At 64.8% G+C, this 25,407-nt stretch carries 24 protein-coding genes and 4 tRNA genes; 17 read left to right on the top strand and 11 right to left on the bottom strand.

Features of this window, described 5'->3' with window-relative positions; genetic code table 11:
- The first annotated feature begins 557 nt into the window (after positions 1-557).
- Both W7U_RS24870 and W7U_RS24865 read left to right on the top strand, forming a co-directional pair.
- Complete coding sequence (locus tag W7U_RS24870) at positions 558-3,644, top strand: MMPL family transporter (protein ID WP_170320644.1); 3,087 nt, start codon at positions 558-560, stop codon at positions 3,642-3,644.
- Positions 3,641-4,537, top strand: a complete 897-nt coding sequence (locus W7U_RS24865) for an alpha/beta hydrolase (protein ID WP_008263953.1) — start codon at positions 3,641-3,643, stop codon at positions 4,535-4,537. The genes W7U_RS24870 and W7U_RS24865 overlap by 4 nt, the downstream gene beginning before the upstream one ends.
- Before the next feature lie 114 nt (positions 4,538-4,651).
- On the opposite strand, the gene W7U_RS24860 is transcribed toward W7U_RS24865, so the two are convergent.
- Entirely contained in the window at positions 4,652-5,098 is a 447-nt protein-coding gene (locus tag W7U_RS24860) for a DUF6188 family protein (RefSeq protein ID WP_036429898.1), read from the bottom strand.
- A 264-nt stretch (positions 5,099-5,362) separates the two neighbouring features.
- On the opposite strand from W7U_RS24860, the gene W7U_RS24855 reads away from it, so the two are divergent.
- A complete protein-coding gene (locus W7U_RS24855; protein ID WP_224097130.1) occupies positions 5,363-6,931 on the top strand; it encodes a hypothetical protein in 1,569 nt (522 codons plus the stop codon).
- Positions 6,932-6,938: 7 nt separating this feature from the next.
- On the opposite strand, the gene W7U_RS24850 is transcribed toward W7U_RS24855, so the two are convergent.
- A complete protein-coding gene (locus W7U_RS24850) occupies positions 6,939-7,370 on the bottom strand; it encodes an NUDIX hydrolase (protein WP_008263949.1) in 432 nt (143 codons plus the stop codon).
- Positions 7,371-7,449: 79 nt separating this feature from the next.
- On the opposite strand from W7U_RS24850, the gene W7U_RS24845 reads away from it, so the two are divergent.
- From W7U_RS24845 to W7U_RS24825, 5 genes are all read left to right on the top strand, one after another.
- Complete coding sequence (locus tag W7U_RS24845; RefSeq protein WP_020821582.1) at positions 7,450-8,244, top strand: GntR family transcriptional regulator; 795 nt, start codon at positions 7,450-7,452, stop codon at positions 8,242-8,244.
- A 99-nt stretch (positions 8,245-8,343) separates the two neighbouring features.
- Complete coding sequence (locus W7U_RS24840) at positions 8,344-8,766, top strand: hypothetical protein (RefSeq protein ID WP_008263947.1); 423 nt, start codon at positions 8,344-8,346, stop codon at positions 8,764-8,766.
- Complete coding sequence (locus W7U_RS24835; RefSeq protein ID WP_020821580.1) at positions 8,763-10,109, top strand: hypothetical protein; 1,347 nt, start codon at positions 8,763-8,765, stop codon at positions 10,107-10,109. Before W7U_RS24840 ends, W7U_RS24835 begins: the two co-directional genes overlap by 4 nt.
- Before the next feature lie 10 nt (positions 10,110-10,119).
- Positions 10,120-10,353, top strand: coding sequence for a helix-turn-helix domain-containing protein (locus W7U_RS26870; protein WP_008263943.1), 234 nt, complete (start codon positions 10,120-10,122; stop codon positions 10,351-10,353).
- Positions 10,354-11,511 (top strand): site-specific integrase, encoded by a 1,158-nt coding sequence (locus W7U_RS24825; protein WP_008263933.1) that lies wholly within the window; start codon positions 10,354-10,356, stop codon positions 11,509-11,511.
- A 32-nt stretch (positions 11,512-11,543) separates the two neighbouring features.
- Here the strand turns inward: W7U_RS24825 and W7U_RS24820 are convergent.
- The 3 genes from W7U_RS24820 to W7U_RS24810 all read right to left on the bottom strand — a co-directional run bounded on the left by W7U_RS24820 (position 11,544) and on the right by W7U_RS24810 (position 11,826).
- Positions 11,544-11,620, bottom strand: a tRNA-Phe gene (locus W7U_RS24820).
- 27 nt (positions 11,621-11,647) lie between these two features.
- Positions 11,648-11,724 (bottom strand) — tRNA-Asp (locus tag W7U_RS24815).
- A gap of 29 nt (positions 11,725-11,753) precedes the next feature.
- Positions 11,754-11,826: transfer RNA gene (locus tag W7U_RS24810), tRNA-Glu, on the bottom strand.
- A 124-nt stretch (positions 11,827-11,950) separates the two neighbouring features.
- On the opposite strand from W7U_RS24810, the gene W7U_RS24805 reads away from it, so the two are divergent.
- Positions 11,951-12,026, top strand: a tRNA-Lys gene (locus W7U_RS24805).
- A gap of 38 nt (positions 12,027-12,064) precedes the next feature.
- On the opposite strand, the gene W7U_RS24800 is transcribed toward W7U_RS24805, so the two are convergent.
- Positions 12,065-12,964, bottom strand: a complete 900-nt coding sequence (locus tag W7U_RS24800; protein WP_008263931.1) for a class I SAM-dependent methyltransferase — start codon at positions 12,962-12,964, stop codon at positions 12,065-12,067.
- A gap of 114 nt (positions 12,965-13,078) precedes the next feature.
- On the opposite strand from W7U_RS24800, the gene W7U_RS24795 reads away from it, so the two are divergent.
- The 3 genes from W7U_RS24795 to W7U_RS25900 are packed head-to-tail and all read left to right on the top strand — an operon-like array spanning position 13,079 to position 14,270.
- On the top strand, positions 13,079-13,579 hold the full coding sequence (locus W7U_RS24795; RefSeq protein WP_008263929.1) for a nucleoside deaminase: 501 nt from the start codon (positions 13,079-13,081) through the stop codon (positions 13,577-13,579).
- A 44-nt stretch (positions 13,580-13,623) separates the two neighbouring features.
- Positions 13,624-14,022, top strand: a complete 399-nt coding sequence (locus tag W7U_RS24790; RefSeq protein ID WP_020188695.1) for a metalloregulator ArsR/SmtB family transcription factor — start codon at positions 13,624-13,626, stop codon at positions 14,020-14,022.
- A 44-nt stretch (positions 14,023-14,066) separates the two neighbouring features.
- Positions 14,067-14,270: a hypothetical protein gene (locus tag W7U_RS25900; RefSeq protein WP_008263927.1), complete on the top strand. Its 204-nt coding sequence runs from the start codon at positions 14,067-14,069 to the stop codon at positions 14,268-14,270.
- Positions 14,271-14,282: 12 nt separating this feature from the next.
- Here W7U_RS25900 and W7U_RS24780 read toward each other — a convergent pair whose 3' ends face one another.
- Positions 14,283-15,335 (bottom strand): oxygenase MpaB family protein, encoded by a 1,053-nt coding sequence (locus tag W7U_RS24780; RefSeq protein ID WP_036429844.1) that lies wholly within the window; start codon positions 15,333-15,335, stop codon positions 14,283-14,285.
- A gap of 66 nt (positions 15,336-15,401) precedes the next feature.
- On the opposite strand from W7U_RS24780, the gene W7U_RS24775 reads away from it, so the two are divergent.
- The 5 genes from W7U_RS24775 to phoU all read left to right on the top strand — a co-directional run bounded on the left by W7U_RS24775 (position 15,402) and on the right by phoU (position 21,390).
- Entirely contained in the window at positions 15,402-16,016 is a 615-nt protein-coding gene (locus W7U_RS24775; protein WP_014710932.1) for a TetR family transcriptional regulator, read from the top strand.
- A 153-nt stretch (positions 16,017-16,169) separates the two neighbouring features.
- Positions 16,170-17,192: an acyl-ACP desaturase gene (locus W7U_RS24770; protein ID WP_008263924.1), complete on the top strand. Its 1,023-nt coding sequence runs from the start codon at positions 16,170-16,172 to the stop codon at positions 17,190-17,192.
- Between the two features lie 7 nt (positions 17,193-17,199).
- The gene (dusB, locus tag W7U_RS24765) at positions 17,200-18,333 is read left to right on the top strand and encodes a tRNA dihydrouridine synthase DusB (RefSeq protein WP_008263923.1); all 1,134 of its coding nucleotides are present in this window, start codon (positions 17,200-17,202) and stop codon (positions 18,331-18,333) included.
- 209 nt (positions 18,334-18,542) lie between these two features.
- The gene (locus W7U_RS24760) at positions 18,543-20,663 is read left to right on the top strand and encodes an LCP family protein (protein WP_008263922.1); all 2,121 of its coding nucleotides are present in this window, start codon (positions 18,543-18,545) and stop codon (positions 20,661-20,663) included.
- A 58-nt stretch (positions 20,664-20,721) separates the two neighbouring features.
- Positions 20,722-21,390 (top strand): phosphate signaling complex protein PhoU, encoded by a 669-nt coding sequence (phoU, locus tag W7U_RS24755; protein ID WP_008263921.1) that lies wholly within the window; start codon positions 20,722-20,724, stop codon positions 21,388-21,390.
- Here the strand turns inward: phoU and pstB are convergent.
- From pstB to pstS, 4 genes are read right to left on the bottom strand one after another with little or no spacing between them, the layout of a single operon-like run.
- Positions 21,387-22,163: a phosphate ABC transporter ATP-binding protein PstB gene (gene pstB / locus W7U_RS24750; RefSeq protein WP_008263919.1), complete on the bottom strand. Its 777-nt coding sequence runs from the start codon at positions 22,161-22,163 to the stop codon at positions 21,387-21,389. The two genes, phoU and pstB, sit on opposite strands and share 4 nt — an antisense overlap.
- Before the next feature lie 12 nt (positions 22,164-22,175).
- Positions 22,176-23,090, bottom strand: a complete 915-nt coding sequence (gene pstA / locus W7U_RS24745) for a phosphate ABC transporter permease PstA (protein WP_008263918.1) — start codon at positions 23,088-23,090, stop codon at positions 22,176-22,178.
- Positions 23,087-24,130 (bottom strand): phosphate ABC transporter permease subunit PstC, encoded by a 1,044-nt coding sequence (gene pstC / locus W7U_RS24740; protein WP_036429840.1) that lies wholly within the window; start codon positions 24,128-24,130, stop codon positions 23,087-23,089. The genes pstA and pstC overlap by 4 nt, the downstream gene beginning before the upstream one ends.
- 15 nt (positions 24,131-24,145) lie before the next feature.
- Positions 24,146-25,297: a phosphate ABC transporter substrate-binding protein PstS gene (gene pstS, locus W7U_RS24735; protein ID WP_008263916.1), complete on the bottom strand. Its 1,152-nt coding sequence runs from the start codon at positions 25,295-25,297 to the stop codon at positions 24,146-24,148.
- Positions 25,298-25,407: the final 110 nt, after the last annotated feature.

Here is a 25,407-nt window from a genome sequence, read left to right as displayed (position 1 = left end):
CCGGCGGGCGCGAGGGGGAATCGCACAGACGGGCGGGGCTGGTCGGCGATGAATGTGCCGCTTGGGCTAACCAAGACGCATGTGTGGGCGCGGGGGGTTCGCGATTTCAGGCTGGTCCGCCGCGGTATCACTCGGCGCCTACACCGACAGCCGCCGGTTGATGACCGCGGCCGCGTTCGTCCCCGTCACTACCCTCCTCGCTCCTGCTCCTACTTGGACGACGAGTTGATGAACCGGGAAATGTATGACCACGTGCGCGACGAGCCGATCAGGTTGATCTCCCGGCTGGGATTTCGCCTGCGCCGTTCATGAAGCGGTCACTGTTTCGGGGTCGGTGCATCGTCATTGTCAAACCGCCTGTGCGCAAAGGGATCACGTGTCGCTGTACCGGACATGCTGGACCGTCGACGGCGCGTTGGTCACCGCCTGAAGCGGCTGGTTGCGCGGCGGCGATCAGAGAGCTTCGGACACCGGTGGCGGTTTCGCCGGGCAGGTAGAAGGGTACTGGTAGTACTGTTGCGATACCGTTGATTTCTTTCGAAGTAGCGGGGCGGGGGATGGCAGACAACGGGTGGGTCTCTTCGGGCGTGGCGACCTTGAGTCGCCCTGTTCGGGAGCGACTTCAAAAGGTTGCGGCCGGTGAGGGCGCGTACAGCGATCGGCTAGCGCGCTTGGCGGGTTTCAGTATCCGACATAAGGTGCTGATCATCGGCATGTGGGTGGTGAGCGCCGCTGCCCTGGCGGTGCTGTTCCCGCAGCTGGAAACCGTTGTTAGACAGCAGTCAGTGAATCTCATACCGCGCGATGCGCCATCGCTTCAGACGGTAGACCGCATGGGCGCGGCCTTCGGCGAGCAGGGATCCAAGACGACGATATTTGTCGCGATGGAGGATCCGGCGGGCCTGACTGCGCCGGTGCGCGGACGCTACAACGCGATGATTTCCCGGTTGCGTGCCGATTCGGAGCATGTGCGCTTGGTTCAAGACTTGTTGGCCGACCCAGTCACCGCAAGCCAGGCAGTCAGCCAAGACGGCAAAGCCTGGTATGTGCCGGTGGGAGTGGCCGGAACGCTGGGCGATCTCAAAGCTGCCGAATCGGTCCAGGCGGTCCGCACGATCGCCGCCCAGGCATTCAGCGGCTCACCCACCGATGTTCGCGTCACCGGGCCCCCGGCCACCTTCCGCGATCAAATCGCTTCGGCCGAAGAGGATTTGGTTGTCATCTCGGTCGCGACGGCAGGCCTGATCGCGATGATTTTGCTGGTCGTGTATCGGTCGGTGTTTACCGCGTTGCTGCCGCTGCTGGTCATCGGTGTGAGCCTGGCGGTGGGGCGCGGAGTGCTATCAGCGTTGGGTGAATCGGGCATGCCGGTGTCGCAGTTCACCATCGCCTTCATGACGGTGATCTTGCTGGGTGCTGGCACCGATTATTCGGTGTTCTTGATCAGTCGATATCACGAGCAGCGACGCCAAAACGTCCCGCCGGATCTGTCGGTGATCAACGCGACCGCCACCATCGGGCGCGTGATTTTGGCTTCGGCCGCCACCGTGGCGTTTGCGTTTCTGGCCATGGTGTTCGCGAAGTTGAGCGTGTTCGCCGCGTTGGGTCCCGCGTGCGCAATCGCCGTCTTTGTCGGATTTGCGGCCACGGTGACTTTATTTCCCCCGGTGTTGGCGCTGGCGGCCAAACGCGGCATCGGTGAACCCAAGGCCGACCGCACACGCCGCTACTGGAACTGGATCGCCGTGGCCGTGGTGCGTCGACCCGTTCCACTGCTGGTCGCCAGTCTGGCCCTGGTGCTAGGCCTGGCGGCCGTCGCGCTGACTATGCACATCAGCTACGACGATCGCCAAGGACAGCCGGCGACCACCGCCAGCAATGAGGGGTATCACCTGCTGGACCGCCACTTTCGCAAGGACGTCATCATCACCGAATTCATGCTGGTTGAATCGCCCACTGATATGCGCACCAGCAAGGCCCTGGCCGACCTGGATGAAATGGCGTCTCGGGTCTCGCAACTGCCTGGTGTCACCAAGGTCTCCGGTGTCACCCGGCCCACGGGCGCACGCCTGGACCAGGCTCAACTGTCGTGGCAAAACGGCCAGATCGGTAACAAGATGGCCGGCGCGGTCGCCAAGGGAGACGCCCATAAGGATGACCTGGCCAAACTCACCCACGGCGCCGACCAACTCGCCGGCGGTCTCGCGCAACTGGACACCACCTTGCGCACCGCGTTGACACCGTTGACCGGGATCCTCACCCAGGCCCAATCCAGTGGATCCCAAGTCCAGCGGTTCCGTCCGCTGCTACAGCAGCTTTCGGCTACCGCCCCGGCCGTCGACCAAGCCATCCGAACCGGTCCGGGACTGCGCCAGCAAGCCGACCAAGCCCAAAACGCAATCGCCGCCATCGACCCGCTCGTTGCTGCGCTCAACACCTCCCCATGGTGTGCGACCACACCGGAATGCGCCCAACTCCGCGACCAGGTGCAGATCCTGGTGACCCTGCGCCATACCGGCTTCTTCAACCAGCTCGCCAACCTCGGCGACCTTTACCAGCCCGGCAGCGACACCGCGGCCGGCACCGTGGCCGACGTCCAAAACGCAATCACGTCGCTGGACAAGGCTTTCGGAGCACTCGGCGACCCCGCCGACCTGGCCGGCAACATCCGCCGCCTCCAAAGCGGCATCAGCCAACTCGCCTCCGGCGCACAGGCCCTCGCCACCGGCGTGCACACCCTGGCCGACAGCAACATCGAAATGCTGTCGGGCATGAGCCAAATCGCCACCCAACTGCAGAATTCCGCACGAACCACCGCCGGCTCAGACAACGCCAGCGGCTTCTACCTTCCCACCAATGCCTTCGAGAACCGCCAATTCGCCGACGTCGCAAAGCACTTCCTGTCACCTGATGGCAAGACCGCGCGTTTCGCCATCGAATCCAGTTACGACCCCTACAGCAGCGACGCGATGAACCTCGCCCACAAAATCACCGAGATCGCCGATGCCGCACGACCCAACACCTCGCTGGCCAACGCCACGGTGTCGATGGCCGGATTCCCCGCCGTCAACTCCGACATCCAACGCCTGCTCGCCGCCGACTTTCATCAGCTGGCCTTTGCGACCCTCGTCATCGTCGGCCTCATCTTGGTCGTATTGCTGCGCGCCCTGGTCGCCCCGCTCTACCTGTTGGGTACCGTCGTGCTCAACTACGGCGCCGCGCTCGGACTGGGAACCCTCGTCTTTCAATATGGCCTCGGCAAGGAAATCGCCTGGCCCGTACCGCTTCTAGCGTTCATCATCCTGGTGGCCGTCGGCGCCGACTACAACATGCTGCTCATCTCGCGACTACGCGAAGAATCGACCCACAACATTCGCGTCGGCGTCCTGCGAACCGTCGCAAACACCGGCTCAGTCATCACTTCGGCCGGGCTCATCTTCGCCGCCAGCATGTTCGGCCTGATCGTCGGCTCCATCGCGATCATGATCCAAGCCGGATTCATCATTGGCTGCGGCCTACTTCTGGATACCTTCGTCGTTCGCACCCTCACCGTTCCCGCGATCGCCACACTGCTGCGCGAAGCGAGCTGGTGGCCGCAACGGAAACCCCTGACTCACAACGGCCGACCACATCGGACCACATGACAATTAGCCAGGAGCGCATCCGCACCAGCGACGGGATCACTCTCGTGGCCGACTGCTACCAGCACGCCGCGACTCGCCCCGTCGTGCTGCTCCTCCATGGCGGCGGTCAGAACCGTCACGCGTGGGCCACCACCGCCCGTCGACTCCATTCCCACGGCTACACCGTCGTCGCCTACGACACACGAGGTCACGGCGACAGCGACTGGGACCCGAGCGGACAATACGACGTCGAACGGTTCGTATCCGATCTGATCTCGGTACGAGGACACGTCAGCGCCGACAGTCCCCCCGCCGTCGTCGGCGCGTCGCTGGGTGGGCTGATCATCCTCGCTACCCATCTGCTGGCCCCACCCGACCTCTGGGCAGCCGTTGTCCTGGTCGACATCACCCCGCGGATCGAATTTCATGGAGCCCGTCGCGTCGTGTCATTCATGGCCGCCCACCCCGACGGATTCGGCTCACTCAATGACGCCGCCGACATCATCGCCGAATACAACCCCCGGCGCGCGCGACCCGAAAATCTCGACGGCCTGCACAAGGTCCTGCGGCAACGTAGCGACGGACGATGGATCTGGCGCTGGGACCCAGCGTTCATCAGCTCCAACTTCGATGTCCTGCAAGGCAATCTCATGACAGGCAGCGAGGAGTTCGACGCCATCAGCGGATTTCTCGCCGAAGGAGCACGTCGAATCACGGCCCCAACGCTGTTAGTACGCGGCGCACTGTCAGACGTAGTCTCCCAGGAAACCGTCAACGAATTCCTCCAGCTCGTCCCGCACGCCGAAACGACGGACGTCACCGGCACCGGTCACATGGTTGCCGGCGACAACAACGACGCGTTTACCGCCGCGGTCACCGACTTCCTCGACCGCACCACAAGGACCCCGACGTAAGCATCCAGCGAACCTGCACCCGCCCCGGCTGACACGTCGGACACCCATCGAGATGGCTCGATCTATCGTTCGCACGCCTTCGGCGCTTGTGCCGTCCTGTCGCCAGGCGCGCGGCTACTGATGCGCCATGGCCACTGATTGTGTTGCGTCTAAGTCATTCTCGTCGACAGGAAGGTCGTGCCGAATCGCTCGGACGCGACCTCGCGGCAGACACGCCATGTAGCCGTGGCACTTGCCATAGAGTTCCCACGAGGTCGCCGCCGCATCCGGGTCGACGTCGATGCGGTGGCCGGGGGAGAAACAGAGATGTAAGGCCCCGTCGTCGTCGCACCAGGCGCGCGTGCAGATCGCTCCGGCAAGGTCCAACAGTGGCCGCTCCTCGGGCGAAAGGTTGATGGGGTCGATCAACACTTCATCCGACGGCCAGGCTCCTGCCGGCGGGAGGGTCAGTCGCAGCGGTCGGGAAATCACCAATTCGTTGTAACCGTCGAGGTCGAGTATGAGCCCTTCGTGCAGCGAGACTCGCTGAACGGTGCATTGCTCAATCCATTGCGTGTGCATAACCGCCCCCTTCGACGCGTCGGTGAGTCCCATCTATGCTACCGATAGTAGCGCAACGATACTATTAGTATTCCTATGCGCTATCGCGGGCGTTCCATGCATCAAGAATGCGCTGCAAACCTCGATCAATGCGCTCGCGCGCCTCCCCTGCCGTGCGGCTCTGGTGTGGCTGCGGTCGGTTGACCTGCCGTATGCATGCAGTCGTCGGAATGCGAACACTACGGACCGATCTGAGTTGTCATCCCCAAGTGCGACCATCCCAATATGGCGATCACCATCCCATCCGGCCGGCCCAACTGGCGCTTCATGCGCTACGTTCGGCCGCCGACGAGAGACTCGAAGTTGGAGCCTCTGTACCCATTGAGGCCGGCAACGCGCCCGGTGCGGCTGGGCATTGATGTCGGGACCATCGCGGAGCCGCCGGAGGAGGGCTACATCACCGGGTTCCTGACGCGCGACGAGATCGAGGTGCACCTATTGATCCCGGCGGCAACGGAAGCTCCGAGCGGGTGGACCGAGTTGCTCGATGAACCGCCTTGCCACACCGTCAATTTCACGAACGTAGCTGACGCAGGCAAGTTCTGCGACGCGGCCGAGTTCTCCGTCAGCACCGCTCGTGGCGAGAGCTACCGTGCCTGGTCCAAGGCTCGGTTCTTCGCCGCGTACCAGCAGCTCGATGAGCACGATGCGCCGGACGGCCTCCCCCCGTTGACGCTCGATCAGCGACATCGTGCAGCTGCCTATGCTGCCGCCGCCGGGGCTGTTGGCATCGATGCCATCGTCACCACCGCCCCCACTGCGGGACGAACAGATGTCGCCGACAACGATGTGGTCGTCAGCGTGACACCCGACGCGGCTGTACCACTCATCGGTCACTACTTGCGGGTGACTAGCAATCCGGTTGTGACGGTCGAGCGCGGCATGTTGGTGGGTGGCGGAAGCTGGGAGACGACGGAGTCGACTGCGACCATCGTCAATCTTTACGACTGGGGCACGGTCAGCGGATTGCCATACTTCGATGCCGCTTCAATGTTTGCGGCTGCCGCTAAAGGTGGACCTGAGGCCGCAGAGGCATTCACGTCGGTTCGCATCCGCCTGAGACGTGCAGCGCGCGCGTTCGACGATCTGCTGGCCGCGCTGTCGAACCCGCTGGACGGGAAGCGGAACGAAGATGTTGCCGAGGCTACCGCTGAAGCTTTTGACCGTGAATTACTCTATCTTGCAGCAGTTTTCGATATTTTCGGGCGTGCTTACCAAGCGATGGTCGACCCGTCAGTTGATCGGAAAAAGGCTCGGGGATCACTCGACTCGCGGACCTTCATCGACAAGGAAGTGCGAACGCAGTACGACCAGTCACTTTTGGGTGACGTGACGCGCCTGCGGGTGTATGCGTGGCTCTGCAAGCAGTTGAGGAATCACATCCACGATGGCGTTCTTGCCGTCGACACCCACCCTGGCCGCAGCTACGGCAACACGATGAACGTGGCGCTGAATCTCAGTGTGATTCCCGAGTTAGCCCTCGGTGCCGACAATGAGATGACTCAGCACCACTACGACGCGCTGGGAGTGTGGCAGACCGAACCTGTTTCGCCCTTTACCGGTTCGTCAATGGTGGCCGACCTTGCGACAACCGGTTTCACCCTCATCCGAGCGGCGCTCGAGTACATCGAAGCGTTCACGAAACTTATCGTCCGGAACAAACCGGCGAATGCGCCGTCGTCTAGTGCGTTCCTGGGATGCGTGCAGGCTCGTCCGGGCGAGGTCGAGCCAGCGCCCCCAAAGCGAGCAGTGTTCTATCAAGCACTGTTCGGATTACATCCGGACAGCGTGTAGTGGACCCCTAGCAGCCCGACACGAGGTTGACGCCGTCATGGACCCGCGAATGAGTTTCTTCGTCGAACGCGTCCAGTACACGCACCGCGAATGCAGGATTCATCGCTGACTGAACTTCCTCCCTTGTCATCCAACGAACCTCGCGGGCTTCCGCAGTGGGGTGAGTGTCCCCATCGGCCGGATGGCAGCGGTAGACCAGAGCGACAATCCCATGGGTCAGGTTCTTGTAAACGCCGGTGAGACGTTCTACCTTCACCGTCAATCCGGTTTCCTCAAGGACTTCGCGCCGAACACCGTCCTCAAAAGATTCGCCTAGTTCGAGTACACCACCAGGGGCTTCCCAGTGGCCGTTGTCGTCCCGCCTGATCACGAGAACGCGATCATCGTCACGCACTACGATGCCGGCGACACTGACCGAGTGCTTAGGCGAGGTTGCCATTTCTGGGGTCCTCCTTGTTCGATGCCGGCAGAAGAGACACGGGTTGACTGGCTTCCTAGACTAGTCGTCTAGACATGTGATGGAAGGCCAGCGGGTGCTGCAACTTGGACAAATCGACAGAGCCGATGACAAGCCGCCATATCGGCAGATCGCGGGCATGTTGCGAGAAGCGATCCGTTCCAACCGGCTAGCTCCCGGGGAACGACTGCCGTCTGAGACGGAACTTATCGAGCATTTCGGTGTGGCACGCATGACGGTAAGACAAGCTGTGCAGGAGCTTCGTTCCGAGGGACTGGTCGTCTCGCAGCATGGCCGCGGGGTGTTTATTCGCCCGACGCCCCCCATCCGCCGGCTCGCGTCGGATCGATTCGCGCGACAGCATCGCGCGGCAGGCAAGGCGGCGTTTACCGTCGAGGCCGAGAAATCGGGTTACTCGCCGCAAGTCGACAATATTGCGGTGAGCCGCGAGAAGCCGAATTCGTTTGTAGCGGAACGACTTCGATTATCACCGGACGATGACATCGTCGTGCGATCGCGCCGCTACCTGGCGAATGGCCGACCGGTTGAAACGGCGGTCTCCTTCATCCCGGCTGCTTTCGCCGAAGGCACGAGGATCGAGCAGGTGGACACTGGGCCCGGGGGCATCTACGCCCGACTGGAAGAGAATGGCCACGTACTCGGTCACTTCACCGAGGAGGTCGCAGCCCGAATGCCCACTCCCGAAGAACGGCGGCAACTGGAACTCGAACCAGGCGTTCCCGTATTGACAGTGCTGCGAACCGCATATGACGCGAATGACGTGGCGGTTGAGGTCTGCGACACGGTGAAAGTTGCTTCCGCCTACCTGCTCGAATACGAGTTCCCGGCCCGCTGAGCCCAAAGTCTTCGATCAACTGGGCGTCGACCGTTGCACTCCTCTAGACGACTATGTAACCTCAACTTGTCTAGAGCAGTTCTCATGAAAGGTCGACAAATGTCTGTGCCGAAATGGCTCAAGGTGTCACACCAGCAGGTTTTCCCACGCAAAGCGTTTGTGGTGTCCGACGTGACGGCGGTGATCGATTACGAGCGGTCGACGAAGGACAACAAGGTCCAGGCGACTGATCGAGAATCAGGCGCTCCGTTGTGGCAGGTCGAAGTCCTCGACGGCGACCCGACAGCTAGTAAGCGAGCGCGCACTCTCACCGTCAAGTTCGCAACGCCCAAGCAGCCTGTGTGCCCACCGAACACTGCCGGAATGCCCTTCACACCAGTGATTTTCGAGGAACTATACATATTGCCGTACGTAGACCGTTCGAGCGAATCCGGCCGCATCGCGTGGTCGTTTCGGGCCTCGGGTATGACTGCGGACACCGGCAAGGCGGGGTCCTCAGCGGGAGACCGGGTGTCAGCATGAGTCCGTACGACCCCGTAGTACCTAGCGATCCGTATTCGATTCCAGATCCCGACGCCGGCATCGACTTCTTTGACCTCACGCACCTGCTGGCGGTCGGCGCCATGTGGCTCATTGCGGTGATCGGCGTGGTCGCCGTTTCGCTCGTCGTTTGGAGAGTGCGTTCCCCCGCCACATTTGGGCGTTATGTTGCAACACCAGCATGTCGGGCCCGATGGCTGATCTGGGCATCGATCTCCTGGCCACGGGTTGCCAAGGCCTGCGGGTTGTCGACTCCCGAGCACGTCACACGCACGGACGCACAGGGCAAGAGCAGGACGAGGACAGTTTGGACTCATCCTCGCCTTCTCGGGGTGAGCATGTTCGGCGACTGCCTACGGATGACAGTCCGAACACGGACCGGCCAGACGGTGGACGACCTCGAAAACGCGGTCCCCGCAATTCGTGACGCTGTCGGGGCGCATTCCGCCCGCTCGACACTGATCGGCCCCGGCACGGTTCGCGTGGAATTCGTTATGAAACAATGCCTTTCAGAGGCAGAGACCGCTGCATTCCCAACCAGCGTCGAGCCGACGGGCGTCGAGGTCGGCCGGCGTGAGAATGGGTCGGCATGGACTCTGCGCGTCGCCGGCCTGCACACCCTCACTGTTGGGTGCTCGGGTGCGGGCAAGGGCTCCGTTTTTTGGGGCATTGCAGGCGGATTAGGCCCAGCCATCAAGGCGGGAACCGTGCGGCTGTTCGCCGTGGATCTCAAGTACGGGATCGAAGTGTCAGTCGGGTCTGCACTATTCAGCGGCATTGCGACGACCGAGGCCAACGCCGCGAGACTGCTGACCAACTTGGAGGAGCTACTAGACAGCCGCGGTCGCAGGATGGCCGGCCGAGCGCGTTCGCACACACCGAGCACCGCCGAACCGCTCGTCGTGCTGCTCATCGATGAATTCGCGGGCTTGACCGCATACATGACGGACGCGGCACTGAGGAAGCAAGTTGCGGGCTCACTCTCACGCATCCTGACAAAGGGTAGGGCTGTAGGCATCGTGGTCGCCGCATTCATGCAGGACCCTCGCAAGGAGATTCTGCCCATGCGCGGGTTGTTCACCCAAACCGTCGCACTGCGGCTGCGCTCACGCGACGAAGTCGCCATGGTCTTGGGTGACGGCCTCGCCGACGCCGCCCCCGCGCATCGGATCAACCCAAATGAGCCTGGTACCGGATACGTCATCGCCGAAGACGGGTCAACGATGCGAGTACGCGCCGACTTCTGGCCCGATTCGCTAATCCGTTCTGTCGCACAAGAATACGGGCCTACAAGCTCAAGTCGCGCTGGTTCAGCAGAGAACTGAGGACATCGGCATGACAACCCTCGGCATCAAAACCAGCGCCACCGCGACAGCGACCTTTCCAGAGCTTCTAACAGCGGAGCAGGTGGCCGAGCTGCTTGGCGTGTCCGCTGCGACGGTGAGTCGATGGGGCGCATTGCGCGAACACGGCGCAGACGTGGGACCGCCCTGCTACACGCTATCTGATCGCGTAAGACGTTGGGACGCAGCTGAAGTCCGCGCATGGCTTCGTAAGGTGCGTCGCTAAGTGGCCGGATCGGTCCCGCGCGGTATCCGAAAGCGGATCAATTCGGCCGGTCTGCCGCGCTATCAAGTGCGCTACCTGGTGCGTGATTCAGACTCCCCGTCGGGATGGGCTGAGACGTCGTCGACGTTCGCCACCTTGCGAGAAGCGCGGGCATTCAAGGCCGACCGGGATGGCGAAGCGGCGATCGGCGCCAGACGCTTCGACCCCCGACTTGGCCGGGCCAAACTCGCCGCTGTCTGGACGCAATACAGCGCGTTGAAACGCCCCGCAGTGTCGCCCAAGACCTGGAGCGGCTACACCCAGCATTGGGAACTACGCATCAGTCCGCGTTTCGGCCACGTCCCGGTTGATGAAATCAGCCGAAAGGATATACAGCAATTCATCGATTCCATGACCGTCGGTCCCTGGGCCAAACTCGCCACGCTGCGGCTGCTGCGGTCGATTCTCGACATGGCGCGCGAGGACGGTCGAATCCACAGCAACCCGGCTGACGGGGTGTCATCCGGGCGGATACCCACCCGAGAACGCCACCGCTATCTGACCGCCACCGAAGTCGCCGCCCTGGCAGCCGCATGCGGCGACCACGGCGACGTGGTGATCATCCTCGCCTTCACCGGCCTGCGCTGGTCCGAACTCGTCGGCCTGCGGGTCGGCGACATCGACCTAACTGCGCGTCGGCTCTATGTCCGCCAGGCCGCGCCAGAAGTGGAAGGCCGGATCATCGTCGGGCCGCCAAAAACTCGCGCCGCCGCCCGAACCGTCCCACTCCCCCAAATCGTCATCGACGCGCTCAAACCAAGGATCGATAATCGCGCGCCCACAGAACATGCAATCACCTCGCCAAATGGCGGGTTCCTCAGATCAAACAACTGGCGCCGGCATACCGACTGGAACGAAGCCCTAAAGAAAACCGGACTGGTGCCGCTGACGATTCACGACCTGCGCCACACCTACGCCAGCCTGGCCCGGGCCTCCGGCGCCGACCTCCGCTACGTCCAGAAGACGATGGGGCACTCGACGCCGACCGTCACCGCGAACATCTACAGCGACCTCTATTCAGACGAACTCGACCACGTAGCCACGAATCTCGACCGGCTTCAGGACGTCGCCAAAAACCGGGCGAACGGACAGGAACCGGACACACCGAACCATCCATAGAGTGCCATCACCGCGTCCGTGCAGCTCAAGACTGGTGGCCAGGGGCGGGATCGAACCGCCGACCTTCCGCTTTTCAGGCGGACGCTCGTACCGACTGAGCTACCTGGCCGGAAGGCAGCGAGTGCCTCGCCGCGCTTGGCGACCCTGACGGGACTCGAACCCGCGACCTCCGCCGTGACAGGGCGGCGCGCTAACCAACTGCGCCACAGGGCCTTGCTGCTGCTCCGCGTCACCGCGTCGCGTACCCCCAACGGGATTCGAACCCGTGCTACCGCCGTGAAAGGGCGGCGTCCTAGGCCACTAGACGATGGGGGCCAGAACCGAATCACTCCGGGGTACTCGCAACGTGGTTTCGTTGGGAGCCACGTCAGCTTAGGTCACGGTGTGCCCAATCCTCAAACGAGCCGGGTTTTCGGTCCAAGTATCCTGAATCTTCGCGGCCCCTATAGCTCAGTTGGTAGAGCTACGGACTTTTAATCCGCAGGTCCTAGGTTCGAGTCCTAGTGGGGGCACCACATCGCGCATCGCATGGCCGTGCGCGACCGATGACCGCTCATCGCCCGAGCACCGCGCTGCAGTACGTGACGTCGGCGAAGGCCGCGGCGACGTCGTCGTCGGCGTAGACGAAACCGTTCGCCGCATGCAGATCGGCGACCGTCGTCGAAGTCGTCTGCCAGCCGCGCTGGTTCAGGTGATCGACGATGTGGCTGCGCTGGCCGTGATACACGAGGTCGTTGAAGTCGATCTCGAAGCCGAGTTCGCTCATCCGGTCGTGGTGAGCACGCCACCGCGGGTCGGCGAAAACCGCGGTGTCGGGCACGAATTCGAAAGCGAGACGACTGCCGGGGGCGCTCAGCGAGGTGACGTTGTCGAACAGCGCATCCTGAGCGTCGTCCGGCAGATAGACCACCAGGCCTTCGGCGCTCCACGCGGAGGGGGCCTGGGGATCGAATCCCGCGGCCCGCAGGGCCGAGGCCCAGTCGTCGCGCAGATCGATCGCGACGGTGCGCCGCTGCGCGGTCGGTTCGGCGCCCAGATCGCCCAGGGTCAGGGTCTTGAACTCGATGACCTCTGGCATGTCGACCTCGTAGACGACGGTGCCGGCCGGCCAGGGCAGCCGGTAGGCGCGGGAATCCAGGCCCGACGCGAGGATCACCACCTGGCCGATGCCGCTGCGGGTGGCATCCAGAAAGAATTGGTCATAGAACCGGGTTCGGCAGGCCATTCCTTGCGCCATTCGCCTTGGATCGAACTCCGTGTTCCCGCTGGCCTCGATTTCGCCGTTCACCAGGCGGACGTAGACGTCGATGCCGACCGCCCGCACCAGCGGCGCGGCATAGGGGTCGTCGATCAACTTCGCCTCGGAGGACAGCGCCCGCTGGGCGGCCACCATGGTCGCCGTCGCCCCGACGCTTGTCGCCAGGTCCCAACGATCACGATCGGTGCGCGCCATGATGCCCCTTCAGTCGGGTCCGAAAAAAGATAGACAATCTAGTTAACATCACAGGCTCGGTGTGGCGGCCGACGGGGCTACCCTCCGACTTATCTGCTGCACTCCGGAGGACCCGTGACCGACTTCGCTCAACGAACGATCGAACTGGCTCGTCGCAACGTGGCCGAAGGCGGCCGGCCGTTCGCCACGGTGATCGTGCGGGGCGGCGAGGTGCTCGCCGAGAGCGCCAACCGAGTGGCCCAGACGAGCGACCCCACCGCCCACGCCGAGATCCTCGCCATCCGCGAGGCCTGCATGAAGCTGGGCACCGAGCACCTCGTCGACGCCACGATCTACGTGCTCGCCCACCCGTGCCCGATGTGCCTGGGCTCGCTGTATTACTGCTCGCCCCGCGAGGTCGTGTTCCTGACCACGCGCGAAAGCTACGAGCAGTACTACGCCGATGACCGCAAGTACTTCGAGTTGTCCACGTTCTATGACGAATTCGCCAAGGACTGGGAGGAGCGGCGTCTGCCGATGCGCTACGACCCGCACGAGGGGGCGATAGAGGTCTACCGGCTGTGGAACGAGCGCAATGGCGGCCGGCGCCAGACGACGGTCGTCCCGCCGGCTTGAGCCGCCCCCTTGGAAGGCCCGCCAGCCTTCGCTAGTATTTGCGTATGCATGCAGGTAATAGCAAAGGGCGCCTTCCCGACGACCAGGCCGGCCTGGTGGTCGAGGTCTTCCGGATGCTGGCCGATGCCACCCGCGTGCAGGTGCTCTGGTCGTTGACCGACCACGAGATGTCGGTCAACGAACTCGCCGAGCACGTGGGCAAGCCGGCGCCGTCGGTTTCCCAGCACCTCGCGAAGTTGCGGATGGCACGTCTGGTCCGCACCCGCCGGGAGGGCACGACGATCTTCTACAGCCTGGAGAACGACCACGTGCGCCAGCTCGTCATCGACGCCGTGTTCAACGCCGAGCACGCCGGACCCGGGGTCCCCGGCCACCACCGCGGCGACGACGGGCTAAAGGCGGTAGCCGAATCGTCGAACCGACACCGCAGCAGCGGCCGCTGAGCCGGCCGGAAGCACAAGGCATTTCACGCAAGGAGGCATCACCGATGAGCGAAGAGCACACCCACGACGCACCGCACGACCACGAGCATCGGCACGGCGACGTGACGCACGCACACGCACACACGTCCCACGAGCACGACCACGTGGAGCACGAACACTCCCACGCGCACGCCGACGGGACCGAACACACCCATCGGCACGTCCACCAGGCCGGGCTGGAGGACGTTCACGGCCACGCCCACGCCTAGCGCGGGCGGTGCTCAAGACACCATCGGGCAGTAGTGCTTGGGGTCCCCGCGTTCGTCGATCGGCGGCAGATTGCGCGCCGGCGTTTGCACCAGCGGGGTATCGAGCGGGATTCGCCCGCTGGCGCGGTCCAACCCGGCACGCGCCCGCGGGTGCTTGCGGAATCTGCTTGGCACCAGGGCGAATACGAAACGAACCAGGTCGCCAAAACGCCGGTGCAACCACTCGTCGCGGCGCGACCACCGGTAGCCCATCAGCTCCCGCACCGGGGGGTCGTAGAGGCCGACGGTCAGCCAGACGAAGAACGGGGCCATCAGTTTGCGCTGCAAGGCCCACAAGGGTTCCGGAATCCATTGCGCGAAAGGCGGTTTGGGCAACTCGCTGAGATCGAGCACGGCCCGCGCCGCCTCGTTGCTTTCCAGCACGTTGCGGCACATGTGGTCCCAGTAGGCCTGGAACTCCTCCCACGACTTCGGCACGGGCCGCATGCTCATGCCGTACATGCGGTACCACTCGACATGTTCGTCGAACAGCTGACGCTTTTGCGCCTCGGTGATCCCACCGCAAAACCGTTCGGCCACGTGAATGGTGCCCATAAAGAAGGTGGAATGCGCCCAGTAGAAGACGTCAGGGTTCAGGGCGTGGTAGCGGCGGCCCTGGTCGTCGACGCCCTTGATGTCGGTGTGGTAGTCGCGGACTTCGGCGCCGGTCACGGGGGCGCGCTCACCGTCGAAGACGACCCCACCGATGGGATACAGCGAACGCAGCAGACGCGGCCACCGCTCGCGGAAGAAGGTGGAGTGGTCGAGCACCGCCGCGCCCAGTTGGGGGTGCATGTTCTGCATCGATCCGGCCCATGGGCCCTGCAGCATGCCCCGCCAGTCCCCGAAATAACGCCAGGTCAGGGAATCGGGTCCCAGCGGTGTTGGCGGCGCGTCGTAGCCCAGTGGCGATACGGGACAGCCGCCCGCGACACCGTTGGAGCCGTCGGCCGGCCCGCCAGCCTGCTCAGGGGCGCCGGTCGCGTCGCTGGTCAGGGGGCGCGATGCGGACGTATCTTGAGTCACTATTGGATTCCTGTAGGTATCTGAATTTTTGACTACAGCCGTTGTCATTTTCAGCTTAGGAGCGATGTGCAGACGGGTCAACGACGGGGCCGCTGGACCGGCGTCCCCTTGGAGAGTCGCCTCGCGCTTCGCCGTGACAACCTGATCAGCGCCGGGGTGCAGCTGCTCGGCGGTTCCGGGGGGCCGGCGCTGACCGTGCGCGCGGTGTGCCGCAAGGCTGCGCTGACCGAACGCTACTTCTACGAAAGCTTCGCCGACCGTGACGAATTCGTGCGCGCGGTCTATGACGACGTCTGCACGCGGGCAATGAACACTTTGACATCGGCGACGACCCCGCGAGAGGCCGTCGAGCGCTTCGTCGAGCTGATGGTGGACGACCCGGTCCGGGGGCGCGTGCTGTTGCTGGCGCCGGCGGTGGAGCCGGTGCTGGTGCGGTCGGGCGCGGAGTGGATGCCCAATTTCATCGACCTGCTGCAGCGCAAGCTGTCCCGGATCGGCGATGCCGTGCTGCAGAAAATGATCGCCACCAGCCTGGTCGGTGGCCTGTCGAGCCTGTTCACCGCCTACCTGCACGGGCAACTCGGGGCGACCCGCAAACAGTTCATCGACTACTGCATCAACATGCTCTACATCACCGCGGCGCCGTACGTCCCCGCCGGAGAGCTCGGCAAGTCGCAGTAGCGGGTTTTCATTCGGGCCGGATCGGCAAGCCGTAAAACTGGGGTTGATCGCGATGTCAAACCGTTATCGGCCACGCCTGGCGAGGAACTTGCTGCTACCGAAGTACACAGATATATTGACTGCTACCCATCGACACAGATAACTGGAGGCACTATGTCAGCCGAGCTGACAAACCTACAGCTGCTGCACGAACTCCAGCCGGTCGTCGAGAAGTACCTGAACCGGCACGAGAGCATGCACAAGAACTGGAACCCGCACGACTACATCCCGTGGTCGGACGGAAAGAACTTCTATGCGCTCGGTGGGCAGGACTGGGAGCCGGGACAATCCAAACTCTCGGACGTCGCCCAGGTGGCGATGGTGCAGAACCTGATGACCGAGGACAACCTGCCGTCCTATCACCGCGAGATCGCGATGAACTTCAGCATGGACGGCCCCTGGGGCCAATGGGTCAACCGGTGGACCGCGGAGGAGAACCGGCACGGGATCGCGCTGCGCGACTACTTGGTGGTCACGCGCGCGGTCGACCCGTACGAATTGGAGAAGCTGCGCATCGAGGTGGTCAACCGCGGCTTCAGCCCCGGCCAGAACCACCAGGTTCGCGAAGACCTGTTCGCCGAGAGCCTGTTCGATTCGGTCACCTACGTGACCTTCCAGGAGTTGGCGACGCGGATCTCGCATCGCAACACCGGTAAGGCGTGCAACGACACGATCGCCGACCAGTTACTGGCCAAGATCTCGGCCGACGAGAACCTGCACATGATCTTCTACCGCGACGTCACCGAGGCCGGGTTCGAGATCGCGCCCAATCAGGCGATGAAGTCGCTGCACAAGGTGTTGCGCAACTTCCAGATGCCCGGCTACCAGGTGCCCGAGTTCCGGCGCAAGGCCGTGATGATCGCCGTGGGCGGCGTGTACGACCCGCGCATCCACCTCGATGAGGTCGTCATGCCGGTGTTGAGGAAATGGCGCATCTTCGAGCGTGAGGACTTCTCGGGTGAGGCCGCCGCCTTGCGCGACGACCTCGGGGTGCTGATCAAGGAGCTGGAGCAGACCTGCGACAAGTTCGAGGTCTCCAAGCAGCGCCAGCTCGACCGGGAAGCCCGCACCGGCAAGAGGACCACAGCCGTCGAGCTGCATCAGACGGCGGGCACGCTGACCATGAGCCGGCGGTAACCAAGCGGTGCGCATCGGTTCCATCGCGCTCGCGAGCCCGGTGGTTCTGGCACCGATGGCTGGCGTCACCAACGTCGCCTTCCGGACGCTGTGCCGTGAGCTTGAGCAATCCAAGGTCGGCACCGTCAGCGGCCTCTACGTCTGCGAGATGGTGACGGCCCGCGCGCTCGTTGAGCGTCACCCGGTCACCATGCACATGACCACGTTCGCCCCCGACGAGTCGCCCCGGTCGCTGCAGCTCTACACCGTCGACCCCGCGACCACCTACGCGGCCGCCAAGATGATCGCCGACGAAGGCCTGGCCGATCACATCGACATGAATTTCGGCTGCCCGGTGCCCAAGGTGACCAAGCGCGGCGGCGGGTCGGCGCTGCCCTACAAGCGGCGGCTGTTCGGCCAGATCGTCGCCGCCGCCGTGCGCGCCACCGAGGGCACCCAGATACCGGTGACCGTCAAGTTCCGCATCGGCATCGACGACGAGCACCACACGCACCTCGACGCCGGCCGCATCGCCGAAGCCGAGGGCGCCGCCGCGGTCGCGCTGCACGCCCGCACCGCGGCGCAACGTTATTCCGGCACCGCCGATTGGGACGAGATCGCCCGGCTGAAGCAGCATGTGCGCACGATCCCGGTGCTCGGCAACGGCGACATCTACGACGCCAGCGACGCCCTGACGATGATGGCCGCCACCGGATGCGATGGCGTGGTCATCGGCCGCGGCTGCCTGGGCCGCCCGTGGCTTTTCGCCGAGCTGTCGGCGGCTTTCACCGGCAGCCCTCCGCCCACACCACCGACGCTGGGCGAGGTCGCCGACATCGTCCGCCGGCACGGCCAGCTGCTGGCCGCGCACTTCGGCGAGGACAAGGGCATGCGCGACATCCGCAAGCACGTCGCGTGGTACCTGCACGGCTTTCCCGCCGGCTCCGAGCTGCGCCGAGCGCTGGCAATGGTCAAGACGCTCGACGAGCTGGACCGCCTTCTCGACCGGTTGGACGCCGACGTGCCCTTCCCGGACGAGGCGAGCGGGCCCCGGGGCCGGCAGGGTTCACCCGCCCGGGTCGTGCTCCCGGAAGGCTGGCTGGACGACCCCGACGACTGCACGGTGCCGGCCGGCGCCGACGTCATGCACTCCGGCGGCTGAGTCCACCGGCTCGAAATCGCTTCCGGACCGATAACTCAGTACGATGTGGGCTTTGTTGCATGCGCTTGGACGGCGGATGATTTTGTGCCGCCGCACGGGCGCGACGAAAACGGATGGCACGAGCCGTCGCGCCGACACGAGCGGCGCCGCGCTGCCACCACGCACGGACACGCTGACGTCTGCATCAGAGCTTCGGAGGCCGGTAGGACATGAGTGACGGCGAGCGCGACGCCACTCGTAACGGTCGGCACGCACCGGGCGAGGTTCACGCCCAACCGATCCCGACGGGCCCGTCGCCCAGCCTGGGCGCCGCTCCCTGGGAGCGATTCTTCGAACCGCCGCCCGACGACAACATCCATCGCTGGCAGCCCGAAACGGCCGTCGAGCCCGCCGCGCCGCAGGAAGTCGACGACACCGAGCACACCGGAAGTCACGCCGGGGGCGGGGTCAGCGTCGCCGATCTGATCGCCAAAATCGGTGCCCCCGACCGGCCCATCCACCGACGCGCCGCCCCGGAGGTCGAGCCTTCCGAGCCCGAATTCCCCGAGCCCGAATTCTTCGAGGCCCAACCCCAAGCCTTCCGGCCCGAGCCCGAACCGCCGCTCGAGCTACAGAAAACACAGGTCATCGACGACCTCGCCTACTCGTTCGATGCGGTCTCCGAGCTTCGCGAGCTCATGGACGCCGACTACCCGAACCAGGACGAGCCCGACGACCCGCCATCCTGCGCCGTCGACACCGCCGCCGAGGAGCCCAAACGCCGCCGCCCGATGCTGCTGGCCGGCCGCTCGGTGGCGGCGCTGGCCGCCGTGCTGGCGCTGGTGATGACCGGCGGGGCCTGGCAGTGGAGCACGTCGAAGAACGCCCGGCTCAACACGATCAACGCGCTCGACCCGCACTCGGACGACATCCGCGACGCGAACGGGCAATACGGCGACGAAGACTTCTTGATCGTCGGCCTCGACTCGCGCGCCGGCGACAACGCCAACATGGGCGCCGGCGACACCGACGACGCCGACGGCGCCCGCTCGGACACCGTCATGCTGGTGAACATCCCGGCCAATCGCAAACGCGTGGTGGCGGTGTCGTTCCCGCGCGACCTGGCGATCACCCCGATGCAGTGCGAGGCCTGGGACCCCACCACCGGCAAGTACGGACCGCTCTACGACGCGAAGACGCAGACGTGGGGACCGAAGATGGTCTACACCGAGACCAAACTGAACTCCGCGTTCGCCTTCGGCGGCCCGAAGTGTCTGGTGAAGGAAATCCAGAAGCTGTCCGGATTGAGCATCAACCGCTTCATCGCCGTCGACTTCTCAGGCTTCGCGAAAATGGTGGATGCCCTCGGCGGCGTCGAGGTGTGCTCGAGCACCCCGCTGCACGACTACGAGCTGGGCACCGTGCTCGAACACGGCGGGCGCCAGGTTCTCGACGGTTCCACCGCGCTGAATTACGTACGGGCCCGCCAGGTCACCACGGAGATCAACGGGGACTACGGCCGCATCAAGCGCCAGCAGCTGTTCTTGTCGTCGCTGCTGAGGTCGTTGATCTCGGCGGACACGCTGCTTGACCTCAACAAGCTCAACAACGTCGTCAACATGTTCATCAGTGACACCGTCGTCGACAACGTGAAGTCCAAGGACCTGGTGCAGCTCGGTCAGTCGTTGCAGGGGATGGCGGCCGGCCACGTCACGTTCGTGACGGTGCCCACCGGCGTCACCGACCAGAACGGCGACGAGCCGCCGCGCATGTCCGACATGCGGGCGCTGTTCGACGCCATCATCAACGACGATCCGCTGCCGGAGGAAAACGACCAGAACGCAAAGAATTTGGGCGCATCGTCCGGCTCGGGCACGACGGGCGCGTCGAAGGCCCCGACCACCAGGAAACCGTCCCCGACGCCGGAGGCCCAACACGAACAGGTCACCACGACCTCGCCGAGCGGTGTGACCGTGCGGGTTTCCAACGCCACCACGCAGACCGGGCTGGCGGCGACCGCGACCACCCAGCTCAAGCGGGACGGCTTCAACGTGATGGCCCCCGACGACTATCCGAGTTCGGTGACCGCGACGACGGTGCTGTTCTCGCCCGGCAACGAAGAGGCCGCGGCCACCGTGGCGTCCTCGTTCGCCAACGCCAAGGTCCAGCGGGTGTCCGGCTACGGGCAGGTCGTGCAGGTGGTTCTGGGCCCGGACTTCAAGTCGGTCACCGCCCCCTCGCCGAGCGGCTCGCCGATGAGTTTGCAGATCGAACGCGGCTCGAGCAACGCGCCGGCCAAGCTCCCCGAGGACCTGACCGTCACCAACGCGGCCGACACCACCTGCGAATAAGCCGTTTTGACGGCGCTCCGCGGCCTGTCTGGGACGCGGGGAACGTATCCTTGACGACATGCGAACCGCCTACCACGAGCAACTCTCGGAGTTATCCGAGCGGCTCGGCGAGATGTGCGGCTTGGCAGGAATCGCCATGGAGCGGGCCACCCAAGCCCTGCTGCAGGCCGACTTGGTGCTGGCCGAACAAGTGATCTCCGACCACGAAGCGATCGCCGCGATGAGCGCACGCGCCGAGGAAAGCGCCTTTGTGCTGCTGGCATTGCAGGCGCCGGTGGCCGGTGATCTGCGCTCGATCGTGAGCGCCATTCAGATGGTGGCGGACATCGACCGCATGGGTGCGCTGGCGTTGCACGTCGCCAAGATCGCCCGACGGCGGCATCCCCAGCACGCCCTGCCCGAAGAGGTCAACGGCTACTTTGCCGAAATGGGCAGCATCGCAGTCGAATTGGGAAACAGCGCCCAAGAGGTGGTGTTGTCGCGCGACCCGGAGAAGGCGGCCCGGATCCGCGAAGAAGACGACGCGATGGACGATCTGCACCGGCACCTGTTCTCGGTGCTGATGGACCGGGAATGGAAGCACGGCGTGGCGGCGGCCGTCGACGTGACGTTGCTGGGCCGCTTCTACGAGCGTTTCGCCGACCACGCCGTCGAGGTGGCCAGGCGCGTCATTTTCCAGGCGACCGGCAGACTGCCCGAGGAAGAGGCGAAACCGCCGTCCAGCTAGCCGAAACGGCCCGAGATGTAGTCCTCGGTCGCCTTTTGATTCGGGTTGGAAAAGATCTTCTCGGTGTCGTCGACCTCGATCAGCCGCCCCGGTTTCCCGACGGCTTCCAGGTTGAAAAACGCGGTGTAGTCGCTGACCCGGGCCGCCTGCTGCATGTTGTGGGTGACGATGACGATCGTGTAGTCCTGTTTCAGCTCGCTGATCAGCTCCTCGATGGCCATGGTCGAGATCGGGTCCAGCGCCGAGCACGGCTCGTCCATGAGCAGCACGTCGGGCTGCACGGCGATGGCCCTGGCGATGCACAGCCGCTGCTGCTGCCCGCCGGACAGACCGCCGCCGGGCCGGTCCAACCGGTCCTTGACCTCGTCCCACAGGTTCGCGCCGCGCAGCGAGTATTCGGCCGTCTCATCGAGCACCTTGCGATTGCGCACCCCTTGCAGCTTCAGGCCGGCCACCACGTTGTCACGAATTGACATGGCGGGGAACGGGTTCGGACGCTGGAACACCATCCCGATGGCCCGGCGCACACCGACCGGGTCGACACCGGCGCCGTAGATGTCCTCGTCGTCGAGCAGCACGCTGCCCTCGACGCGCCCGCCGGGCACCACCTCATGCATGCGGTTGAGGGTGCGCAGCACCGTCGTCTTGCCGCACCCCGACGGGCCGATGAACGCGGTGACGCTGCGCGGCAACACCGTCAGCGTCACCTCCGCGACGGCGTGAAACGACCCGTAGTAGATGTTGACGCCCTTGAGGTCCAACCGTTTGGCCACTACTGCTCCTGCCTATGACTTTCTGGCGCCAAGGAATTTCGCTATCACTCGAGCCACGATATTGATCGCGGCGATCACCAGGATGAGGGTTAACGCGGCACCCCACAACCGATCCGTGGGGATGGGGTTGAGGCCCGCGCCGACCGACGTCTGGTTGTACATCATGCCTGGCAGCGTCCCCATGAAGTCGCTGAAGATGTTGAAGTTCATCGATTGCGCATAGCCGACGAGGATCAACAGCGGCGCCGTCTCCCCCATCACCCGTGCCATCGCCAGCAAGATCCCGGTGACGATGCCGGACAGCCCGGTGGGAATGACCACCCGGACGATGGTCTTCCACTTGGTGATGCCCAGGGCGTAGCTGGCCTCGCGCAGATCCACCGGAACCACCCGCAGCATTTCCTCGGTCGCCCGCACGATCACCGGCAGCATCAGCAACACCAGCGCCAGCGATACCGCGAACTCCGAGCGGGGCAGGCCCAGCGTGGCCACACACAACGCGTAGACGAACAACGCCGCCACGATCGAGGGCACCCCGCTCAGGATGTCCACCATGAACGAGGCCAACCGGCCCAGCGCGGTGCCGCCGCCGTATTCGACCAGATAGATCGCGACCATCAGACCGATCGGAATGGAGATGGCGGCGCACACCAATCCCTGCAGCACGGTGCCGACCAGCGCGTGGTAGGCGCCGCCGCCGGTCACGAAGGCCGTCATCCCGGCTTGCGAGTGCGACCACCAAACGGTCGACGTGATCGCCTTGGCTCCCTTGACGGTCACCGACCACAGCACCATCACCAGCGGCGCCACGGCCACCAGCAATGCCAGTGAAACCAATACGGTCGCAACACGATTCGCGGTACGGCGGCGCCGGGACAGCGGTGAGAACGTCCGCGACTTGAGCGGGCGGTCGAGCATCGACGTCATCGCGCGGCCTTTCGGCCGGCCCCGGCGACGGCGCCCCGGGCCAGGGCGTCGACGAGGAAGGTGAGCGCGAAGAGTGTCAGGCCCGCGGCGATGTAGGCGCCCGACTTGAACCGGTCGTCGAACTCGGCCGCGGCGCCCGCGATCTTGGTGGCGAAGGTGGAGCCGCCGTCGAACAGCGACCAGCCGAACGCCGACTGGGTGCCCCGCAAGATGATCAGCAGCGCGACCGTTTCACCCAGCGCGCGCCCCAGCCCCAGCATCCCGCCGCTGATGTAACCGGACCGCCCGAACGGCAGGGTGACGGTCTTGACCACTTCCCATCGGGTGGCGCCCAGCGCCAGCGCGGCTTCGATCTGGTCCTGCGGTGTCTGGACGAAGACCTCGCGGGTGACGGCGGTGACGATGGGCAGGATCATCACCGCCAAGACGATGCCGCCGGTGAAGATGGTGCCGCCACCGGCAGCCGACGCGTTGCCGTCGGCGAACAGAAAGCACCAGCCCATGGAGCGGTTGAGCCAGGTGGCGATGGGCCGCAGTTGCGGCGCCAACACGTATAGACCCCAGGCGCCGTAGATGATCGAGGGAACCGCGGCCAGCAGATCGACCGCGTAGGCCAGCGGCGTCGCCACGCGCCGTGGCGCGTACTGGGTGATGAAGAGGGCGACGCCCAGCGCGACGGGCATGGCCAAGGTCAACGCGAACAGCGACACGAACACGGTCACCGGTAGCAGGCTGGCGATCCCGAAGTGCATCGCCGACGGGTCGGTGGTGACCCAGTTACCGCCGTAGCTGAAGAAGTTCTCGCGGTTGCGCTGCAACGCCGGTGCCGCGCGCCCGAGCAGGAAGACGGCGATCGCGGCGATCACGACGATGATCAGCACGCCCGAGGTCTGCGCGAGCCGCCGGAATATCCGGTCTCCCACATGTGGTCGGGCCTCGCCCCATGGGCTGGTGGGTGTCGTCGGCGACTCGGGAATGGACGTGGCGAGGACCGCGCCCGCGCCCGAGTCGATTGGGTTTGGCCCCGAAAACTCCGTCACTGCGATCTCACCTGGTCACTGCAGCGCATCGATCGCGGCGACCAGTCGTTCCTTGACCTTATCGGGCAGCGGAATGTAACCGGCCGAGGAAAGTTCGGCCTGCCCGCTGGTGGCGGCGATGGAGAGGAACGATTTGATTGCCCCGGCGGTCTCGGCGTCGTAGCCCTTGGAGCAGACGATCTCGTAGGTGACGAGCACCAGCGGATAGACGCCCGGCTCCTGCGAACCGTACATGGCGTTGAGGTCGAGCAACAGGTCGTTTCCCTCGCCGAGGAATTTGGCCGCCTTGATGGCGTTTCCGGCCGTGTCGTTGGTGAGCGGGACCACCCCGCCGCGGGTGGCGATTTTGGCGTAGGACATGCGCGCCTGGTCGGCGAAGCCCTTCTGGACGTATCCGATGGCGCCCGGAATGGTCTGGACGGCCTGGATGACCCCGGACGACTTCGCCGCGCCCTCGCCGACGCCGCCCTGGAATTCCGTACCGACCCCTTTGGCCCAGCTCTGCGGGGCGGCGGCGGTCAGATACTTCTGCACGTTGTCGGTGGTTCCCGACGAGTCGGACCGGTAGATCGGCGTGATCCTGGTGTCGGGCAGGGCCACACCCGGGTTGAGCCCGACGAGGATGGGGTCGTTCCAGGTGGTGATCTTGCCGGTGAAAATTTTGGCCACCGCGTCACTGCTGACCACCAGGGCCGGATTCCCCGGCAGGTTGTAGGCCAGCGCGATCGGGCCGAACACGAGGGGCAGGTCCCACGCCGGGTTCCCGCCGCACCGGCTGGCGGCCGGTCCGATCTGTTCGGCGACCAACGGAGAGTCGGCCCCCGCGAAGTCCACGTGCCCGGCGATGAACTGCTCGCGACCGGCGCCCGACCCGGTCGGGTTGTAGGCCAGACCCTTGCCCGGGCAGTACTGGCCCCACACCTGGTTGAAGACGGTGATGGCGTTCGCTTGCGCGGTCGAGCCTTCCGCCGTCAGGTTGTTCTTGCCGCCACATCCCGCGGTGCCCGCGGGGGCGGTGACGCTGGGCGCCGCGGCTCCGGGACGGTTCTCGTCGCTGCCGCAGCCGGTCAGCGCCGCGACGCCGAGTGCCGTCGCCAGCACCACCGCGGCCGCCGCCCTGCCCTGCCTGTCGAGCTTCACCGATCTCGCTTTCATGACACCGTTCAAGACGCATGTGGGCGCCGCTGGTCATCCCCTGCCAGGTTGCCCGTCGCGGCGAAAGTATGCGCCGCCCCGGCGCACAGCAACGCCTCGGTAGCAAGGACCAGGTTAACGAT

Source organism: Mycobacterium sp. H4Y, assembly GCF_000364405.1.
Taxonomy (GTDB): Bacteria; Actinomycetota; Actinomycetes; order Mycobacteriales; family Mycobacteriaceae; genus Mycobacterium; species Mycobacterium intracellulare.
The sequence above is the reverse complement of the archived record's forward strand: the minus strand, read 5'-3'. Positions and strand labels throughout refer to the sequence as shown.

What these genes read in the sequence shown, in the direction of transcription:
- W7U_RS24870 (WP_170320644.1), top strand. Translation starts at nt 558, where the DNA reads ATGGCAGACAACGGGTGGGTCTCTTCGGGCGTGGCGACCTTGAGTCGC.
- W7U_RS24865 (WP_008263953.1), top strand. Translation starts at nt 3,641, where the DNA reads ATGACAATTAGCCAGGAGCGCATCCGCACCAGCGACGGGATCACTCTC.
- W7U_RS24860 (WP_036429898.1), bottom strand. Translation starts at nt 5,098, where the DNA reads ATGCACACGCAATGGATTGAGCAATGCACCGTTCAGCGAGTCTCGCTG.
- W7U_RS24855 (WP_224097130.1), top strand. Translation starts at nt 5,363, where the DNA reads ATGGCGATCACCATCCCATCCGGCCGGCCCAACTGGCGCTTCATGCGC.
- W7U_RS24850 (WP_008263949.1), bottom strand. Translation starts at nt 7,370, where the DNA reads ATGGCAACCTCGCCTAAGCACTCGGTCAGTGTCGCCGGCATCGTAGTG.
- W7U_RS24845 (WP_020821582.1), top strand. Translation starts at nt 7,450, where the DNA reads ATGGAAGGCCAGCGGGTGCTGCAACTTGGACAAATCGACAGAGCCGAT.
- W7U_RS24840 (WP_008263947.1), top strand. Translation starts at nt 8,344, where the DNA reads ATGTCTGTGCCGAAATGGCTCAAGGTGTCACACCAGCAGGTTTTCCCA.
- W7U_RS24835 (WP_020821580.1), top strand. Translation starts at nt 8,763, where the DNA reads ATGAGTCCGTACGACCCCGTAGTACCTAGCGATCCGTATTCGATTCCA.
- W7U_RS26870 (WP_008263943.1), top strand. Translation starts at nt 10,120, where the DNA reads ATGACAACCCTCGGCATCAAAACCAGCGCCACCGCGACAGCGACCTTT.
- W7U_RS24800 (WP_008263931.1), bottom strand. Translation starts at nt 12,964, where the DNA reads ATGGCGCGCACCGATCGTGATCGTTGGGACCTGGCGACAAGCGTCGGG.
- W7U_RS24790 (WP_020188695.1), top strand. Translation starts at nt 13,624, where the DNA reads ATGCATGCAGGTAATAGCAAAGGGCGCCTTCCCGACGACCAGGCCGGC.
- W7U_RS25900 (WP_008263927.1), top strand. Translation starts at nt 14,067, where the DNA reads ATGAGCGAAGAGCACACCCACGACGCACCGCACGACCACGAGCATCGG.
- W7U_RS24770 (WP_008263924.1), top strand. Translation starts at nt 16,170, where the DNA reads ATGTCAGCCGAGCTGACAAACCTACAGCTGCTGCACGAACTCCAGCCG.
- W7U_RS24760 (WP_008263922.1), top strand. Translation starts at nt 18,543, where the DNA reads ATGAGTGACGGCGAGCGCGACGCCACTCGTAACGGTCGGCACGCACCG.
- phoU (WP_008263921.1), top strand. Translation starts at nt 20,722, where the DNA reads ATGCGAACCGCCTACCACGAGCAACTCTCGGAGTTATCCGAGCGGCTC.
- pstA (WP_008263918.1), bottom strand. Translation starts at nt 23,090, where the DNA reads ATGACGTCGATGCTCGACCGCCCGCTCAAGTCGCGGACGTTCTCACCG.